At 35.0% G+C, this 15,845-nt stretch carries 17 protein-coding genes; 10 read left to right on the top strand and 7 right to left on the bottom strand.

Features of this window, described 5'->3' with window-relative positions; translation table 11 throughout:
- Nucleotides 1–277: 277 nt before the first annotated feature.
- The 4 genes from ACTND6_RS05450 to ACTND6_RS05435 all read right to left on the bottom strand — a co-directional run bounded on the left by ACTND6_RS05450 (nucleotide 278) and on the right by ACTND6_RS05435 (nucleotide 2,678).
- Complete coding sequence (locus ACTND6_RS05450; protein ID WP_178176577.1) at nucleotides 278–850, bottom strand: hypothetical protein; 573 nt, start codon at nucleotides 848–850, stop codon at nucleotides 278–280.
- An 87-nt stretch (nucleotides 851–937) separates the two neighbouring features.
- Entirely contained in the window at nucleotides 938–1,387 is a 450-nt protein-coding gene (locus ACTND6_RS05445) for a hypothetical protein (protein WP_441022632.1), read from the bottom strand.
- Between the two features lie 74 nt (nucleotides 1,388–1,461).
- The gene (locus ACTND6_RS05440; RefSeq protein WP_441022630.1) at nucleotides 1,462–1,737 is read right to left on the bottom strand and encodes a hypothetical protein; all 276 of its coding nucleotides are present in this window, start codon (nucleotides 1,735–1,737) and stop codon (nucleotides 1,462–1,464) included.
- Nucleotides 1,738–1,739: 2 nt separating this feature from the next.
- Nucleotides 1,740–2,678, bottom strand: a complete 939-nt coding sequence (locus ACTND6_RS05435) for an SPFH domain-containing protein (RefSeq protein ID WP_178176574.1) — start codon at nucleotides 2,676–2,678, stop codon at nucleotides 1,740–1,742.
- 172 nt (nucleotides 2,679–2,850) lie between these two features.
- Between ACTND6_RS05435 and ACTND6_RS05430 the strand changes: the two genes are divergently transcribed.
- Nucleotides 2,851–5,124: a Tex family protein gene (locus ACTND6_RS05430; protein ID WP_441022628.1), complete on the top strand. Its 2,274-nt coding sequence runs from the start codon at nucleotides 2,851–2,853 to the stop codon at nucleotides 5,122–5,124.
- 26 nt (nucleotides 5,125–5,150) lie between these two features.
- On the opposite strand, the gene ACTND6_RS05425 is transcribed toward ACTND6_RS05430, so the two are convergent.
- Nucleotides 5,151–5,573 (bottom strand): helix-turn-helix transcriptional regulator, encoded by a 423-nt coding sequence (locus tag ACTND6_RS05425; protein ID WP_178176572.1) that lies wholly within the window; start codon nucleotides 5,571–5,573, stop codon nucleotides 5,151–5,153.
- Nucleotides 5,574–5,602: 29 nt separating this feature from the next.
- Here ACTND6_RS05425 and ACTND6_RS05420 point away from each other — a divergent pair, with 29 nt between their 5' ends.
- Nucleotides 5,603–6,619, top strand: a complete 1,017-nt coding sequence (locus tag ACTND6_RS05420) for a protein kinase domain-containing protein (protein WP_441022626.1) — start codon at nucleotides 5,603–5,605, stop codon at nucleotides 6,617–6,619.
- A gap of 60 nt (nucleotides 6,620–6,679) precedes the next feature.
- On the top strand, nucleotides 6,680–7,288 hold the full coding sequence (locus tag ACTND6_RS05415; protein ID WP_441022624.1) for a hypothetical protein: 609 nt from the start codon (nucleotides 6,680–6,682) through the stop codon (nucleotides 7,286–7,288).
- Nucleotides 7,289–7,390: 102 nt separating this feature from the next.
- On the opposite strand, the gene ACTND6_RS05410 is transcribed toward ACTND6_RS05415, so the two are convergent.
- Nucleotides 7,391–8,215: a pyridoxamine kinase gene (locus ACTND6_RS05410; RefSeq protein WP_441022623.1), complete on the bottom strand. Its 825-nt coding sequence runs from the start codon at nucleotides 8,213–8,215 to the stop codon at nucleotides 7,391–7,393.
- Between the two features lie 62 nt (nucleotides 8,216–8,277).
- On the opposite strand from ACTND6_RS05410, the gene ACTND6_RS05405 reads away from it, so the two are divergent.
- From ACTND6_RS05405 to ACTND6_RS05390, 4 genes are read left to right on the top strand one after another with little or no spacing between them, the layout of a single operon-like run.
- Nucleotides 8,278–8,688 (top strand): GNAT family N-acetyltransferase, encoded by a 411-nt coding sequence (locus ACTND6_RS05405; protein WP_441022621.1) that lies wholly within the window; start codon nucleotides 8,278–8,280, stop codon nucleotides 8,686–8,688.
- A 4-nt stretch (nucleotides 8,689–8,692) separates the two neighbouring features.
- Nucleotides 8,693–10,846: a polyphosphate kinase 1 gene (gene ppk1 / locus ACTND6_RS05400; protein WP_441022619.1), complete on the top strand. Its 2,154-nt coding sequence runs from the start codon at nucleotides 8,693–8,695 to the stop codon at nucleotides 10,844–10,846.
- Nucleotides 10,806–12,467, top strand: coding sequence for a hypothetical protein (locus ACTND6_RS05395; RefSeq protein ID WP_441022617.1), 1,662 nt, complete (start codon nucleotides 10,806–10,808; stop codon nucleotides 12,465–12,467). Before ppk1 ends, ACTND6_RS05395 begins: the two co-directional genes overlap by 41 nt.
- Nucleotides 12,464–12,769: a hypothetical protein gene (locus tag ACTND6_RS05390; protein ID WP_441022615.1), complete on the top strand. Its 306-nt coding sequence runs from the start codon at nucleotides 12,464–12,466 to the stop codon at nucleotides 12,767–12,769. The genes ACTND6_RS05395 and ACTND6_RS05390 overlap by 4 nt, the downstream gene beginning before the upstream one ends.
- 7 nt (nucleotides 12,770–12,776) lie before the next feature.
- On the opposite strand, the gene ACTND6_RS05385 is transcribed toward ACTND6_RS05390, so the two are convergent.
- Nucleotides 12,777–13,274, bottom strand: coding sequence for a VanZ family protein (locus tag ACTND6_RS05385; RefSeq protein ID WP_441022613.1), 498 nt, complete (start codon nucleotides 13,272–13,274; stop codon nucleotides 12,777–12,779).
- Nucleotides 13,275–13,405: 131 nt separating this feature from the next.
- On the opposite strand from ACTND6_RS05385, the gene ACTND6_RS05380 reads away from it, so the two are divergent.
- The 3 genes from ACTND6_RS05380 to ACTND6_RS05370 all read left to right on the top strand — a co-directional run bounded on the left by ACTND6_RS05380 (nucleotide 13,406) and on the right by ACTND6_RS05370 (nucleotide 15,746).
- Nucleotides 13,406–14,689 (top strand): glycosyltransferase family 2 protein, encoded by a 1,284-nt coding sequence (locus tag ACTND6_RS05380; protein ID WP_441022611.1) that lies wholly within the window; start codon nucleotides 13,406–13,408, stop codon nucleotides 14,687–14,689.
- An 80-nt stretch (nucleotides 14,690–14,769) separates the two neighbouring features.
- Nucleotides 14,770–15,477: a response regulator transcription factor gene (locus ACTND6_RS05375; protein WP_441022609.1), complete on the top strand. Its 708-nt coding sequence runs from the start codon at nucleotides 14,770–14,772 to the stop codon at nucleotides 15,475–15,477.
- A complete protein-coding gene (locus ACTND6_RS05370) occupies nucleotides 15,474–15,746 on the top strand; it encodes a hypothetical protein (RefSeq protein WP_441022607.1) in 273 nt (90 codons plus the stop codon). The genes ACTND6_RS05375 and ACTND6_RS05370 overlap by 4 nt, the downstream gene beginning before the upstream one ends.
- Nucleotides 15,747–15,845 lie beyond the last annotated feature (99 nt).

Raw genomic sequence — 15,845 nt, 5'->3', positions numbered from 1 at the left:
GCATCATCTTTTCATTGTCAGGGGAGTAGATTTTCAAAAAAGTTTGTCAGGTATTTCTATCTGACAAGTATTACTATAACTATTAATTATGTTAGAAACATGGTATAGGTGTGAAGAATCTATGAAATTGAAAGATATGCATAGAAAAAGATGTCGAGGGGTAATGACATCTTTTTCATTTAGGGTTAGTTTTGGGAATGATGTAGTCAGATATCTCTATCTGACAAGAAATAATATACTGATGTACTATGGTGTAAAAATGATATCTATGTGAAGATTACATGAATGTTGACAGTCTTTGATATGCATCTTCAAGTGCAGTCTGTGGATCTTTACCACTGCCTGAAATGCCAGGATAGCCTGGAAACATTGCACCATACTGATATGTATCTTTGTATTGATATGCATATACAAATGCTGGGTAATTATATTCAGGATGTTCTTTGAGTGTACGGTTTGTATAGCTGCTGTCGTTGCAGAGAAATTGTTCAATTTCTTCACGTGTTAAATCACGATTGCATGCTTTCTGATAGGCTTTGCATTCACGATAGCGGTAATATAAATCTTGATCTAATTTAATAATCGAAAGATAAATAACAGAGTGGGGCATAAGTGTACCAATGAGCCATTCATTACTAGAAACAACAGGTGTGGATGCATGCTCTTCAATGATATATTCTTCAATGGCAAGATCTTCCAGAGATGCGTTGTGATCTTGATGAGTATAGAATGTTCTAGCGTAATCAGCGATATATGCACTGATATCGTGGTCTAAAAATGCTTTTTCATTCTGTTGCACATAATGATGTGCGTGAATGATACAATCAATTGCGTTGTTGATTTTATTCATAACAATCACCTTCTTTATGTTTTTTATTTTAGTATGATTGAAAAAGGATGCAAGAAAAAAAGAGCATTTCTGCTCTTTTGTGAAGTCTTATTCAGGCTTTGAGAATGGTGTTGCACCACTCTTGATATCGTCAGCACTCTTTAGGTACATTGGTGCTTCTTCTAAGTGTAAGCTTTCGAATACAACGACATCGTCGCCATCTTCTGTAACGTATTCAACCTTCATAGCGTAGCCTTCAGCCTTGTCTTCATCAACGTTGACATTTACTGTAACTGTAGCGCCATCAGCTAAACCATCCTTGGCATAGTTTTCACCTTTGTCTGTACCTGTAGCATCATAGAAGTATAGTTCCTTAACTTCTTTGCCTGTGTTGTTTGTTACATCATATTTACCTTCAGTAGCAACTTCTTCCTTCTTTTCTTCATTTGTTGAAGAAGCAACAGAAGCGGATTCCTTCTTTGAGCTTGCAGCTGTTGAAGAACATGCAGCAAGTGCAAATGCTAGAGAACCAGCACATAATACATTAGTTAATTTCATATCTAATAACTCCTTTCGAGAAAATAGTATATTCTTGTGTAGACACTTTTTCAACTACAATGCTCGAAATCTGTCTATAGATTTTTACAGTCCTCGATACGATGTTTTACACCGTTTAATACAACATATCCTGGTTCTGCTTCTGGATGAGAAATGAGTCTTCTACCAACACGATCTGCATGGTTTCCTTCAAATTGACCAACAGGTTCATGAAAATCATGACTTTTTTCAACTGCAGGATAATTGAAAGGTTTTATTTTTGGCGCAATCTTTGGATCTTTCAGATTGCTTGTAAAAGCCGACATTACCGCAATAGCTAAGACAAGGATAACAAGAAAAGTGAAGAACATAATTATTGATCCTCTTTGACTGATTCAACAATTCCTTTCGCTAGACCAGCCATGCCAGCAATATCACTAGGTACAATAATCTTTGTTGCCTGACCGTTTGCAGCCTTTTCAAATGCTTCTAATGCCTTTAAGCGAATGACAGAGTCATCTGCACCTGCTTCTTTGATTGCACGTAAACCATCTGCAGTAGCTTGCTGAACGGCACGGATTGCTTCCGCTCTACCTTCTGCTTCTTTGATTTCTTTTTCTTTTTCTGCTTCCGCAGCTAAGATTGTTGCCTGTTTTGCGGCTTCTGCCTCTAAGACTTTAGATTCCTTGTGACCTTCGGCTTCAAGGATCATAGATTGCTTTTCACCTTCTGCAGTTAAGATATTTGCACGTTTTTCACGTTCTGCCTTCATCTGTTTTTCCATTGCTTCACGAATGGCTGCAGGTGGTTCGATGTTTTTTAATTCAACTCTTGTAACTTTAATACCCCATGGGTCAGTTGCATAGTCAATTGTCTGAAGCATCTTTTCATTGATGTTTTCTCTAGATGTTAAAGTAGCATCTAATTCCATATCACCAATGATATTTCTTAATGTAGTAGCTGTGAGATTTTCCATTGCCATAATTGGATTTTCAACGCCGTATGCATAATCATGTGGATTCATGACTTTGAAATATACAACGGAGTCAATTCTCATTGTAACGTTATCTTTTGTGATAACTGGCTGTGGAGCAAAGTCAGCAACCTGTTCTTTTAACAGTGCTTTTCTGGCAATACGATCAATGACAGGGATCTTGAAATGTAATCCAGCATTCCATGTTGTACGGTATTTACCGAGTCGTTCAATGACGTATGCGTGCTGCTGTGGGACAATGTTTGCACATGAGAATACAAGAAATAATACGAGTGCAATAACAATAACCCAAAATACTGTGCTAATAATAGCGTCCATTTTTATACCCCTCCTATGAGTATGATTCAAGAATATCACATTTTGACCTATGGTCAATAGATATATTTATACAAACGATATCATTTTGTATAAAGGGTATTTTTAACTGTCAAGAGGTGTATATTTGTTTATTCATGGTAAAATATACAAAGCGCAAAAAGGAGGTTTCAATATGAATGAAGAAATTATTAAACGAATCTCTCAAGAATTGAAGATTACAGAAGAGCAGATTCAAAATACATTAAGTATGTTAGAAGAAGGAAATACTGTTCCTTTTATTGCTCGTTATCGTAAAGAACAGACAAAAGGTCTGGATGAAGAACAGATTTTATATATCCAGAAGCAATATGACTATCAGTTAAAACTTGCGGAAAGAAAAGAAGCTGTTTTGAAACTGATTGGTGATCAAGGTAAATTAACAGATGAAATCAAGAAATCTGTAGAAGAAGCTACAAAGCTTTCTCAGGTGGAAGATATTTATCGTCCATATGCTCAAAAGAAAAAGACAAGAGCAACAACTGCAATCAAACTTGGCTTGCAGCCTTTGAGTGAGTGGATGCTCAAGAGTGATGAAAACAGCAACCTTGAAGAAGAAGCTTCGAAATATATCACTGAAGAAGTTAAAACAACAAAGAGTGCAATCCAGGGGGCAAAGGATATCATTGCGGAAATGGTATCTGATAATGCAAAGCAAAGATGGGCTTTTAAAGATACAATTTTGAAGAGTGGTGTTCTAGCAACAAAGATCAAGAAGGATGCCAAGGATGAAAATAAAGTCTATGAAATGTACTATGACAGAAGTGAAAAGATTTCTCAGCTTGCTGATCATAGAATCATGGCAATTGACCGTGCTGAAAAGGAAAAGGTAATTACTGTTTCTTTTGTATTTGATGAAGAATATCTTGAAGAAGAAGCATATAAGAATTTAATGCATGGAAATGCTACTTCTATTGAAAAGGAATTGAAGGATGCCTGTGTAGATGGCTGTACTAGATTGTTATTCCCATCAATTGAAAGAGAAATTCGTTCTGAATTGAGTGAAAAAGCACAGAATCAGTCTATTGAAATCTTCTCTATGAACCTTGAAAAACTGTTATTACAGGCTCCATTAAAGGGTAGAATCGTTCTTGGCTTTGACCCTGGTTTCTATAATGGATGCAAGCTTGCGGTCATTGATGAAACTGGCAAGATGCTGACAGTTGATAAGGTGTATCCTTTTAGAACAAATAAGGAAAACCCAGAAGCAATTGATGCTGCAAAAAAGAAAGTATTGTCTTTGATTGAAAAGTATCATGTACAGATCATTGCGATTGGTAATGGTACAGCTAGCAGAGAAAGTGAAAAGCTTTGTGCAGAATTGATCCATGACAATCATCTGGATGTACAGTATGCAATTGTTTCTGAAGCTGGTGCGTCTGTATGGTCTGCACAGGAAGCTGCACGTCTTGAATTCCCTGATATGGCAATTGAAGAAAGAAGTGCCGTTTCTATTGGCAGAAGACTGCTTGACCCTCTTGCTGAATTAATTAAGATTGATCCACAGTCTATTGGAGTTGGACAATACCAGCATGATTTACCTCAGAAGGCTTTGACACAAAGACTAGATGAAGTTGTTATGAAGGCAGTAAATAGAACAGGTGCAGATTTAAATACTGCTTCTGTAGAATTATTAACACATATTTCTGGATTGAATGCGGGTATCGCAAAAGAAATTATCAATTATCGTAACGAGAATGGTAAATTTACAAATAGAAAACAGTTATTGAAAGTCAAGAAGCTTGGACCAAAGGCTTATACACAGTGTGCAGGTTTCTTGCGTATTACGGATGGAGATGAACCATTGGATGAAACAAGTATCCATCCAGAAAGCTATGATGCTGCTAGAGAAGTCATGAAGGCTTGCGGTATTACAAAGCTTGGTGAAAAGGATGCTGAATTTCCTGCAGATAAGACAAAGGATCTTGGAATTGATTCTTATACATTGGCTGATATTGAAGATGCAATCAAACAGCCATTGAGAGACTATCGTGATCAGTTTGATGGTGCATTATTGAAGAGTGATGTTCTTGAAATCTCTGACCTTCATAAGGGAGATCAGTTATCTGGTACTGTTAGAAATGTTGTAGACTTTGGTGCTTTCGTAGATATTGGTTTACATCAGGATGGTTTAGCTCATATTTCTCATATGTCTATGAATCGTGTTTCTCATCCAAGTGAAATTGTATCTGTTGGTGATATCATTACTGTATGGGTTTATGATATTGATGAAGCGAGAGGCAGAATACAGTTATCCTTATTACCTTTAGATCAGCTGGAACAAAGAGATGCACAGATGAAGAGAAAGAAGTCATCTAAAGATAAAAAGAAGTATTCTAAGAAACCTGAAAAGAAAAAAATGACAATGGATGATGCAATGGCAAATCTATTGGCTAGATTTGGCAAGTAAAAAAGTTCCGATTTTGGAACTTTTTTTCATCCTAAGATATTTTCGTGATGTTGAGAAAGAAGAATATTCGTTTCAATTACAGAAAGATGTTGATTGATTGCATATTGTATATATGTATCTCTTGTGTTTTTTGCGTAGAGTATGCCTTGTCTGCTGATTTCTAAGGCTCTTCTTGTTTCTTCAAGATTACAGCCACAGGCAATACATAGACAAAGTATTTTATCTCTGGATGGATTTTTTGTCCCATTGAGAATGTGATAACAATATGTTCTTTCGATTCCGGAGCGTTCTATAATTTCACTTCTGTTGAGATTTTTTTCTTGTATCAATTGATTGAAATATTCATGAAATGAATCGTAAGAAATATCTTGAATCGTTTGAATATATTGTGTTAAAGATTTTTGATCATGAACATTATTGAGTGTATTTTCTAAATCACGTGTTTTCATATGCCTTCCTTTTGATAAAATGATTGTACATGTTTATTGAAAATTATAAAACGGTTGGGATTGTAAATGAGAACAAAAAAATCGTGAAAGATGAATTGGGAAAACTCTATTATTTAAAAATATTGAACAATTATCATCTTTCTGTTTTCGCGTGGCTCAAGCAGCATCCAGATATCCATATTCCTAAGATCATTCAATTCGAAGAAAAGAATGAAAAACTAATTGTCTTAGAAGAGTATATTGATGGTATTACGTTGGAACAGTTACTGGTTCATGAGATTTCAATGCGAGAAAGGAAAGATATTCTGAATCAGATCTTTGATGGTATTTCTTATCTGCATCATGCTGATCCATCAATTATTCATCGTGATATTAAACCATCCAATATTATGATTGATCAAAACCGTATCATTAAAATCATTGATTATGATGCAGCAAAACTGTATGTCAAAAATCAATCGAGAGATACTGTATTGCTTGGAACAGATGGGATTGCAGCTCCAGAACAGTATGGATTTGGTGCGAGTGATACAAGAACAGATATTTATGCATTAGGTATGCTGATCAAAGAAATGTTTTCTGATGATATTGATATGCTTGAGGTAGCCAATCGATGTACGAATATGAATCCAGATGATCGTTATCAATCTATTGAAGAATTAAAGCGGGTATCTTTTATACAGGTAAAAAAGAAAACCTATATGAATATTCCAGGATTTCGTACAGGTAAGAAATCACATATGATCATTGCTTCGATTGGATATTTTTTGATTGTCTTGATCAGCTTTTCATCAGAAGTGCTAGTGGGTGACCATGTTGTGACAAATCCTGTCTATTGTTTTCTGGCGCGCCTTACAATCCTGTTCATGGTTTTAGGATGGGTGGATGTCTTTACTGAGTGGACAGGAATATTCAATCATTTTCCATGGATCCATGATAAAAATATAATTAAACGTATTCTTGGATACTTTCTTGCATGTTGTTGTGTATTGCTTGTTGCCGCAATGATGCAAGGTGTTTTCCAGTCTATTCTTTCAGTGTCCTGATAGAACACCAATCATTACTTTCTAGCTTTTACAATAAGAAAAAAGAAGAGGTTAGAAAAAATGGAAAAACAAAAAAAGGGATTGGCTATTGCGGCGTTAGTATTAGGAATCATTGGACTGGCATTATCATTTCTTCCAATCATTAACAATGCGGCGTTTATTTTTGGGGTGATTGGTCTTGTTCTTGGGATTGTTGCTTTATTTCGCAAAAATCAGAAAGTTCTTACAATCATTGCAATTGTTATGAACGTTCTGGCAATGGGAATTACACTTGCTTTACAAAATTCCTGGTCAAAGGCATTGGATGATGCAAGTAAAGAAATTGATAAAACTACAGATGATGCAACAGGGAAGAATACAGAGTCATTGCTTGGCAGTGTTGTAGATGTACAGCTAGGAAATTTTGAAGCAACAAGTGATGAATATGGCCTGGTAACTTCTGCATTAAATGTAACGGTTACAAATCTAAGTGATGAATCAACATCATTCTCCATTACAATTGAGGCAGTGAATCCAGATGGCAGCCGACTTGCAACGGACTATGTATATGCAGACAGCTTAGGTGGAAAACAGTCAATGAACCAGGATGTATTTACACTCATTCCGTCTGAAGAAGTTGAAGCATATCAAAATGCTTCCTATAAAGTACTTGAAGTAAGTAAATACTGACACAAATGAAAGAATATATGTTATACTACGTATAGACTTTACTTGTATTCATAATTATTCCTTTCTTTCAGAAAAGCACGGGTTTTCCGTGCTTTTCTATTTCTATAATTTTTTGATTAAAGAAGGGATTGCCTGTTCAAAGTTTACACCATAGATATTATGGTTTTCTTCCTGGAGTGTGAGATGAATGGATTCTTTTACAAAATCACATGCAATCTGAATAGATTCCTGTAGAGATTTACCATTGACGAGACACCCTGTTAATGTGGAAGCCCAGATATCTCCAGTACCATGGAAGTGCTGTGTTTCTTCTTCTGTAAAATAATAGGTATATGTATCGTTATCTGCATCATATCCATATGCACCAATGGAATTTTTCTGTAAAGAAACACCAGTCATAATGGCTTTCTGACTGCCAAATTTACATAATTCCTTTAACATCTTCTTGATTTCTTCTTCTGAAAATGATTCTTTATATGGCTGATGCAATAAAAGACATGCTTCTGTTATATTTGGACAGATGATATCTGCCTTCTTGCAAAGACGTTTCATCTCTTCAACGAATTCCAATGTGAATCCAGTATATAGTTTTCCAGCATCTGCCATACATGGATCAACAATAACAAGAGGATTGCCTTCTGTTGTATCAATGAAGTGCTTTGCGATAGCAATCTGTTCGATGGAACCTAAATAACCAGTATAGATTGCAGAAAACGTAAATCCTTCTTTTTTCCAGTGAGAAATAACTGGCTCTAATTCATTTGTCAGATCATGGAATGTAAAACCTTTAAACATTGTATGTGTAGATAATACGGCAGTTGGAAGAATTGCGGTTTCGATTCCCATTGCGGAAATGATTGGAAGTGCAACGGTCAGGGAACATTTTCCAATACATGAGATGTCTTGCATTGTTACGATTCTTTTCATTTTAATTCTCCATGCATCTAATCATATGACAGGAGTATAATAAAAACAATAAAGTAATTCAAATGACAAGCATACGCACATTAAAAGCAGCCGATGCGAAACAGCTGCAAGATCTATATGAATCTTCATTGAATGAAATGCAGGCAATGATACTGTATCATTCATTATTAAAGCATATGACATATGGAATCTTTGATGCAGATATTCTTGTAGGAATTATCCAGATTTATGCAAGAAATGATGGAACTTATGAAATTGGCTATCGTACAAAACATGCATATCAGCATAAAGGATATATGTATCGTGGTGTAAAGCTCTTGATTGAGGAATGTAAAAAAATGAATATTGCGAAATTGTATGCAAAAGTGGATAAAAACAATGTGTATTCTAAGAAAGTGTTAGATAATACAGGCTTTTTACAACAAGTTTACAATGGAGATGTACTGTTATACATGTATGAAATAAAGAGGTAAAGCAATGCAGAAAAATATTTATAAAGATGGTTATACATGTAATCGAGAATTATCTTGGCTTAGATTTAACGACCGTGTTTTAAATGAAGCAAAAGATCCTTCCGTTCCTTTGCTTGAAAAACTGAAATCTGTTTATTTTTTCTCTTCTAACCTGGAAGAGTTTTTCCGTGTTAGAGTTGGCTCTTTGTGGGATATGAAAAATGCAAAGATGAGTAAAGTGGATAATAAATCTGGTCTGACACCTTCAGAACAGATGGATGCAATATATCCAGCTGCGAAAAGAGGCTGCAAAAAAAGAGACAAAATTTATGAGGAATTGAGAAAAGATTTGATGCGTGAAGGCATTGAAGATCTTGCGATGAAAGATTGTAATAAAGAAGAAATGAAATTCTTGAAGAAGTATTATAAGTCTAATATTGCGCCTTTGCTCAATCCACAGATCGTTGATACTCATCATCCATTCCCAAATCTGCAGAATCATATTACATATATCACTGCGGATATGAAAAAGAAGGGACGCACATCCTATTGCTTTGTTGCGGTACCGCAATCATTACCGCAGATCATTGTTCTGCCGCATAAGAAGAAATTTCGCTTTGTTCATGTAGAAGATCTGCTGGCATATCAAATCTCATCGATCTTTGATGAATATACAGTGAATGAGACATTGAAACTGACGGTTGCGAGAAGTGCATATGTGGATGCAGATGATGAAGCATTTGAAGATATTCTTGACTATCGTAAAAAAATGGAAAAAGTATTGAAGGAAAGAAAAAAAATGAACGTTACAATGTTGACGGTATCTAGTAAACCATCCAATTCTTTCATGAAATATCTTTTAACAAATCTCAAGATTACAAGAAGAGAAATGTTTACAAGTGCTGTACCAATGAATATGAAATATGTCTTTGGTCTTGAAAATCTAGTGGATAAAGAAATCAAGGAGAAAGTCACATATCCATCCTATACACCAAAGTTATCCGCAGCATTTAACTACAAACAGTCATTGTTTCATCAGGTACAAGAGAAAGATGTACTTTTACATTATCCATATGAATCCATGGATCCATTTTTACAGCTTGTCAAGGAAGCCGCAAATGATCCTAAAACAGTCTCTATCAAGATTACAATTTATCGTTTAGCTACCCGTGCAAGACTTGTGGATTATCTATGTCAGGCTGCAGAAAATGGAAAAGAAGTAGATGTACTGATTGAGTTGAAAGCTAGATTTGATGAACAGAATAATATTGACTATTCTGAGAAGCTGGAAGATGCGGGATGTAATGTTATCTATGGTTTTGAAAGATATAAAGTGCATTCAAAAGTATGTTTGATCACAAAGATCATAGCATCTAAACCAGAATACGCTGCATTGATTGCGACAGGTAATTTCAATGAAAATACTGCGAAATCATATACAGATTTAGCATATATTACTTCACGTGCAGATATTATCAAAGATGTTGTTTCTTTCTTTGCAAATATGGCAATTGGCAGATTAGATGGGAAATATAATACATTGCTTGTCTCTCCTGTTTCTTTGAAGAGTACAATTCTTTCATTGATGGATCAGGAAATTGCCAAAGGGGAACAAGGGGTCATTACTTGTAAGTTGAATTCTATTACAGATGAAGATATTATAGAGAGACTACATGAAGCATCTTTAGCAGGTGTGAAAGTGAAATTGATCGTTCGTGGTATTTCTTGTATTTTGCCAGGTATTGAAGGAAAAACAGACAATATTGAAATCATTTCAATTGTTGGAAGATTCCTTGAACATTCAAGAATCTATATCTTTGGTTCTAATGAGAGTGAGAAAATGTATATTTCTTCTGCAGACTTTATGACAAGAAATACGGAAAGAAGAGTAGAAGTTGCCTGTCCGATTGAAGATGCTCATGTCAAAGAACAGATCCATCAATATCTTGCACTTGCATTTAGAGATAATACGAAAGCAAGAATCATGAGTAATACAGGCAGATATCGCAAGATCAATCGTGGTGATGCACCAGTGAATTCACAGCTTGCCATGATGCGTTTATTGCCTGAGGCTACAAGTTCGATTCCGGTTAAAAATGTAAGAGAAGATACTGTTGCGTTTACGACGAGGTATAATCATGAAACTGACAATAAAAAGTCCGGAAGGAAAAATCATTGAGAAAACAGTTGAGGAAGGTGTTAGCTGTGCACAGCTAATCAAGCACCTTTCTTTTGCTTTTCCACTCCTTGCATGTAAAGTGAATCATCATTATGAAAGACTAAATACACCAATTACACAAGATGCGGAGATTGAATTGTTTGATCTTAGAAATTCGTATGCCAATATGAGTTATCAGAATACTTTGATTCTTTTATACTTGAAGGCGATTCGCGATGTGACGGGGGAAGATACAACAGTACATATTGCTAATTCAATTTCGAAAGGTATTTTTACAACGATACATCATAGTGAAATGGCAAGGGATGCATTGATTGCTAAGGTTGAAAAGAGGATGCATGATCTAGTGCAGGCTGATCTGCCAATTCTACAGACAAAAAAGAGTCGAGATGCATTATTGAATGATATTGATAAACATGATGCATGGCAGCATGAATCTCGCATCATTCAAACGGCATATGATGTTCGTGGAGCGTTTGTTTCTACTTTGGATGATACGCAGCATTTGTTTTATCAGTATTTACTGCCTTCTACAGGATACTTGTATGCATTTGATTTACATGCGTATCGTAGAGGAATTGTATTGCGTTTTCCTCATCCAGCAAATCCTTTGATCGTTCCGCCATTTGAGGAACAGAATCTTTTATATGAAGCTTTTTCTGAAGAAAAGACGTGGGAAAAACTGATGCATATTCAGGAAGTGAGTGATCTGAATGAAAGAATTCTTTCTGATGATGCTAAAAATATGATTCTTTTAAGTGAAGCACTGCATGAAAAGAAGATTGCAGATATCGCAAAAGAAATTCATGACAAGGCAAAAAAGATCGTATTGATTGCTGGACCATCATCATCAGGAAAAACATCGTTTGCCAAGCGTTTATGTATTCAATTGCAGGTGTTAGGATTGAATCCATTGTATCTTGGAACAGATGATTATTTTATCAATCGAAATGATCTTCCGCTTCAAGAAGATGGTACGAAAGATTTTGAAGCGTTGAGTGCTGTGGATGTTGATTTATTTACAGAACAGATGAATGCATTATTACGTCATGAAGTTGTAGATCTGCCGACATATAACTTTATAAAAGGGGAAAAGGAGTATGGACAGAGAATTACGCAGTTACATGATGATCAGTTGATTGTGATTGAAGGAATTCACGGATTAAATCCTGAACTGACAAAAGGAATTGATGATAAAGAAAAGTTTAAGATCTATATCAGTCCTTTGACACAGTTGACAATTGACCGCTATCATCGTATCCCAACCACAGATGCAAGAATGCTGCGTAGAATGGTAAGAGACTATCGTACAAGAAATGTGAGTGCTGCAGATACCATTGCATCATGGTATTCTGTAAGAAAAGGTGAAGAAAAGAATATTTTCCCTTATAATGGAGAAGCGGATGTATTTTTTAATAGTTCATGTATTTATGAATTAGCAGTATTAAAGAAATATGCTGAACCATTATTAAAAAGAATTTCGTATGAATCGGATCAATATGCAGAAGCACAGAGAATGTTAAGATTCCTTGACTTCTTTGTGACAATACAAGATGATTCTTGTATCGCAAATAATTCAATCATTCGAGAATTTATTGGAGGTAGTATCATAGCATCATGAAAAAATTATCGGTGAGTATTTTATTGGCGTCTATTATGTTAGTGGGATGTTCAAACGATGGCGTAAGTGGGAAGTATTATTATCAGTCTTATAGTGGTGGATTGAATGAAGATACATATTTTGACTTGAAGGATGATGGAACTTGTACAATGGTTGCAGATGGTGAAAAAAAGGCATGTACGTATGGAGATGGCGTTATCAGTATTGGTGATCAGTCTGCTTCCTACAAGATCGTTAAGAATGTTATGACGGTTTCCTTCCCTGGAACAGATGGAGAATCCATGTCATTTGAAAAGAAGTAGCGAATCGCTACTTCAAGCATTTGTCATATAAGATAAATAAGAGAATACCAAACAGTGTTCCTAAAGTGTTATTAATTAAATCAGTAATATCACAGACTCGATTTGAAGTGAATAAGAGTTGTGAAATTTCAATTGTGAATGAGAACAGTGCGCCATACAGGAGAGTAATCCTGTATGGTTTTCTTAATGTTCTTTGTGCAATAAAACCAAATGGTATGAATAGCATGAGATTGTACAAAGTTTCTCTGCGATAATTTCCATACCCATAGATCCAGTCAGAAAAAGGAAGAAGGTTATAGTTTTCATACACACCATCAAATGCATATAGAAGATGTGCAAAGATTGGCATAATTGTCCATCCTAGAATGATGCACATATAGATATACAGGAATGTATGCCATACAAGGGCATTGTGTTCATAGTTCTTCCACGTTGGATATAAGCATTTTATATAAATTGCCAGCAAGATCATCATATCTGGCAATGATTTTAAAAACCAATTCATAAACTAAAAGATTATAACATGGTAAGCGTTTAAAACATTAAAATTGATTAAGAAAGTTTTGTGAAATATAAAAGATGCTTGAATTCAATAGTGAAACTGAGTATATTAGACAATGAATTTTGGAGGTGGATATGAATATACTCGAACAGTTTCGATTGTTTACAACACTTGTAATACAGTTCTTAACAGTATTTTATGCATATCAGGTAATTTATATTCTCATTTCGATCATCAAAAGAAAAGTAACTTCTTTAAAGGATACAGATATTAGAAATCGCTTTGCGATTTTTATCAGTGCCAGAAATGAAGAAGGTGTGATTTCAGAACTATTGGACAGCCTGAATAAGCAAGATTATCCAAGAGATAAATATGATATTTATGTTGTTGCGGATAACTGTACAGATCATACTGCACAGGTTTCTAGAGACAATGGTGCTATCGTATATGAAAGATTCAATAAAGAAGAAGTTGGTAAAGGATATGCTTTGAATTATCTTTATACAAAAGTTTCTTCTTTGAAGGGTAGAAAGTATTATGATGCATTTGTGGTATTTGATGCAGATAATATTGTTGATCCAGCGTTCTTGAAGGAATCGAATAAAAAGCTTGCGAGTGGCAAGTATGATGCATTTACAACATATCGTAACTCTAAGAACTTTGGTACGAACTGGTTAAGTGCAGCATATTCTATCTGGTTCCTGCATGAAGCAAGACACTTAAACTATGTTAGAGATATGATTGGTGCACAATGCATGATTTCTGGTACTGGTTTTGTGATTACTTCTTCCCTGATGGATGAGAATGATGGATGGCCTTATTATTTCCTGACAGAAGATATTCAATTCTCTGTTGCTTCTACAATCAACAATAAGAGAATTGGCTATTGTGACAGTGCAATGCTTTATGATGAACAGCCATCTACGATGGAACAGTCTTGGAAGCAGAGACTGAGATGGGCGAAAGGCTTCTATCAAATTGATGGAAAATACTTAGGTGATCTTACAAAGGGATTGTTGTCTAAGAATGGCAAGAGATTTACATTCTATGATATTTTGATGACGTGTCTGCCTTGTACGTTATTAACTGTTATTATGGTTGCATTTGCATTATGGGGAATTGTTACGGCTTCCTTTATGCCTTACTATTTATCTTTGGTATTGAGACAGGAAATGATTCAATTCTTGATTGAGATGATTGCATATCTATGGGGCAGTATGATGGTGCTTGCATTATTGACGGTTCTTTCTGAGTGGAAGAGAATTCCTGCTTCTGCATTTGAAAAGTTAAAGTTTATTCCAATGTTTCCAATGTATATGTTGACGTATATTCCAATTACAGTACAGGCATTATTTACAAATGTTACCTGGACACCAATTCAGCATTATTCAACATCACAATTAGCAATGAAAAAATAACTCTTGTGTTTCAAAAGAACATGAGAGTTTTTCTTTTGAATGTGTACAAAATCATCTAACTGAAAGATAAGAATGATAAAATGGTGAAAAAGTTGGGTTGCAGTATGAAGAAAATATTGATTGTTGATGACGATAAAGTGATTTGTAAGAATCTAGAAATTCTTTTAGCAGATGAATATGTACCGTTTTGTGCACAGAATTCCATAGAGGCAGTAAAGATTCTAATGAAGAATGAAATTGATCTTTGCTTATTGGATGTGAATTTGAAAGAAGAAGATGGTTTTCAATTGTGCAGAAAAATGAGAACACAATATACGATGCCAATTATTTTTGTTACAGTGAAAGATGATGAAGATTCTCTGGAAAAAGGAATTTTGAGTGGAGGAGATGATTATATTACAAAGCCATTTTCGATTCGTGAGCTGAAGTTAAGAATCATGGCACAATTACGCAGACAGTCACAATTTAATGTAAAAAGAGAACGTATCATTGTAGATGAGTGGAAACTGGATGTTTTAAATCATATGTTTTTCTATAGAGATATACTGGTGGACATTTCTAATACGGAATTCACTTTATTGAAACATCTGATGCAGAATAAGAACTGTCTTGTATCTAGGCAAGTGCTATTGAATGACATTACAGAGTTGAACGATACGTTTGTGGAAGATAATACACTAACAGTCTATATCAGTAGACTGAAAAATAAATTGATTCAAACAAGTTCGATTTGTCCAATTGAAACCATTCGTGGTGTTGGCTATCGATGGAAAGAAGAAAGTGCATGAAGAAGAAAGATATCATTTTGTTTTCTTGTATGAATGTGATTCTTTTATTCTTCTTTTATTTCGTATCTTTAAATATGATGAAGATGGAATTTTATTATTTTGCTGGGAATGAAAAGGTAGATGTGGATATCGTCCAGCAGTATATGCAATCTGATCCTTCCATAGATTCTATAGAAAAAGGAAAAAAGAAAGTAGCAGCCAGTGGGTATGCGATAACTGCTGAAACACATATGACAAGAAAAATATCTAAATATCTCCAATGTCATTAAGTTAAGCACTATTGATAATTGGTAATCTCTATAGACAACAGTAAAACCAGGAATAGAACTGTCTTCTATCAGATAGCTATTCCTGGTTTTTGGCTTTTG

It is taken from the genome of Bulleidia sp. HCP3S3_C9 (assembly GCF_052064035.1).
Lineage (GTDB): Bacteria > Bacillota_I > Bacilli_A > Erysipelotrichales > Erysipelotrichaceae > Bulleidia.
This window is presented reverse-complemented; position numbering and strand designations above follow the sequence as displayed.

Excerpts from the sequence above, each read along its gene's own strand:
- ACTND6_RS05380 (WP_441022611.1), top strand. The coding sequence starts at position 13,406 with ATGAATATACTCGAACAGTTTCGATTGTTTACAACACTTGTAATACAG.
- ACTND6_RS05415 (WP_441022624.1), top strand. The coding sequence starts at position 6,680 with ATGGAAAAACAAAAAAAGGGATTGGCTATTGCGGCGTTAGTATTAGGA.
- ACTND6_RS05435 (WP_178176574.1), bottom strand. The coding sequence starts at position 2,678 with ATGGACGCTATTATTAGCACAGTATTTTGGGTTATTGTTATTGCACTC.
- ACTND6_RS05440 (WP_441022630.1), bottom strand. The coding sequence starts at position 1,737 with ATGTTCTTCACTTTTCTTGTTATCCTTGTCTTAGCTATTGCGGTAATG.
- ACTND6_RS05395 (WP_441022617.1), top strand. The coding sequence starts at position 10,806 with ATGAAACTGACAATAAAAAGTCCGGAAGGAAAAATCATTGAGAAAACA.
- ACTND6_RS05450 (WP_178176577.1), bottom strand. The coding sequence starts at position 850 with ATGAATAAAATCAACAACGCAATTGATTGTATCATTCACGCACATCAT.
- ACTND6_RS05385 (WP_441022613.1), bottom strand. The coding sequence starts at position 13,274 with ATGAATTGGTTTTTAAAATCATTGCCAGATATGATGATCTTGCTGGCA.
- ACTND6_RS05445 (WP_441022632.1), bottom strand. The coding sequence starts at position 1,387 with ATGAAATTAACTAATGTATTATGTGCTGGTTCTCTAGCATTTGCACTT.
- ACTND6_RS05410 (WP_441022623.1), bottom strand. The coding sequence starts at position 8,215 with ATGAAAAGAATCGTAACAATGCAAGACATCTCATGTATTGGAAAATGT.
- ACTND6_RS05370 (WP_441022607.1), top strand. The coding sequence starts at position 15,474 with ATGAAGAAGAAAGATATCATTTTGTTTTCTTGTATGAATGTGATTCTT.
- ACTND6_RS05425 (WP_178176572.1), bottom strand. The coding sequence starts at position 5,573 with ATGAAAACACGTGATTTAGAAAATACACTCAATAATGTTCATGATCAA.
- ACTND6_RS05375 (WP_441022609.1), top strand. The coding sequence starts at position 14,770 with ATGGTGAAAAAGTTGGGTTGCAGTATGAAGAAAATATTGATTGTTGAT.
- ACTND6_RS05420 (WP_441022626.1), top strand. The coding sequence starts at position 5,603 with ATGTTTATTGAAAATTATAAAACGGTTGGGATTGTAAATGAGAACAAA.
- ACTND6_RS05390 (WP_441022615.1), top strand. The coding sequence starts at position 12,464 with ATGAAAAAATTATCGGTGAGTATTTTATTGGCGTCTATTATGTTAGTG.
- ppk1 (WP_441022619.1), top strand. The coding sequence starts at position 8,693 with ATGCAGAAAAATATTTATAAAGATGGTTATACATGTAATCGAGAATTA.
- ACTND6_RS05405 (WP_441022621.1), top strand. The coding sequence starts at position 8,278 with ATGACAAGCATACGCACATTAAAAGCAGCCGATGCGAAACAGCTGCAA.
- ACTND6_RS05430 (WP_441022628.1), top strand. The coding sequence starts at position 2,851 with ATGAATGAAGAAATTATTAAACGAATCTCTCAAGAATTGAAGATTACA.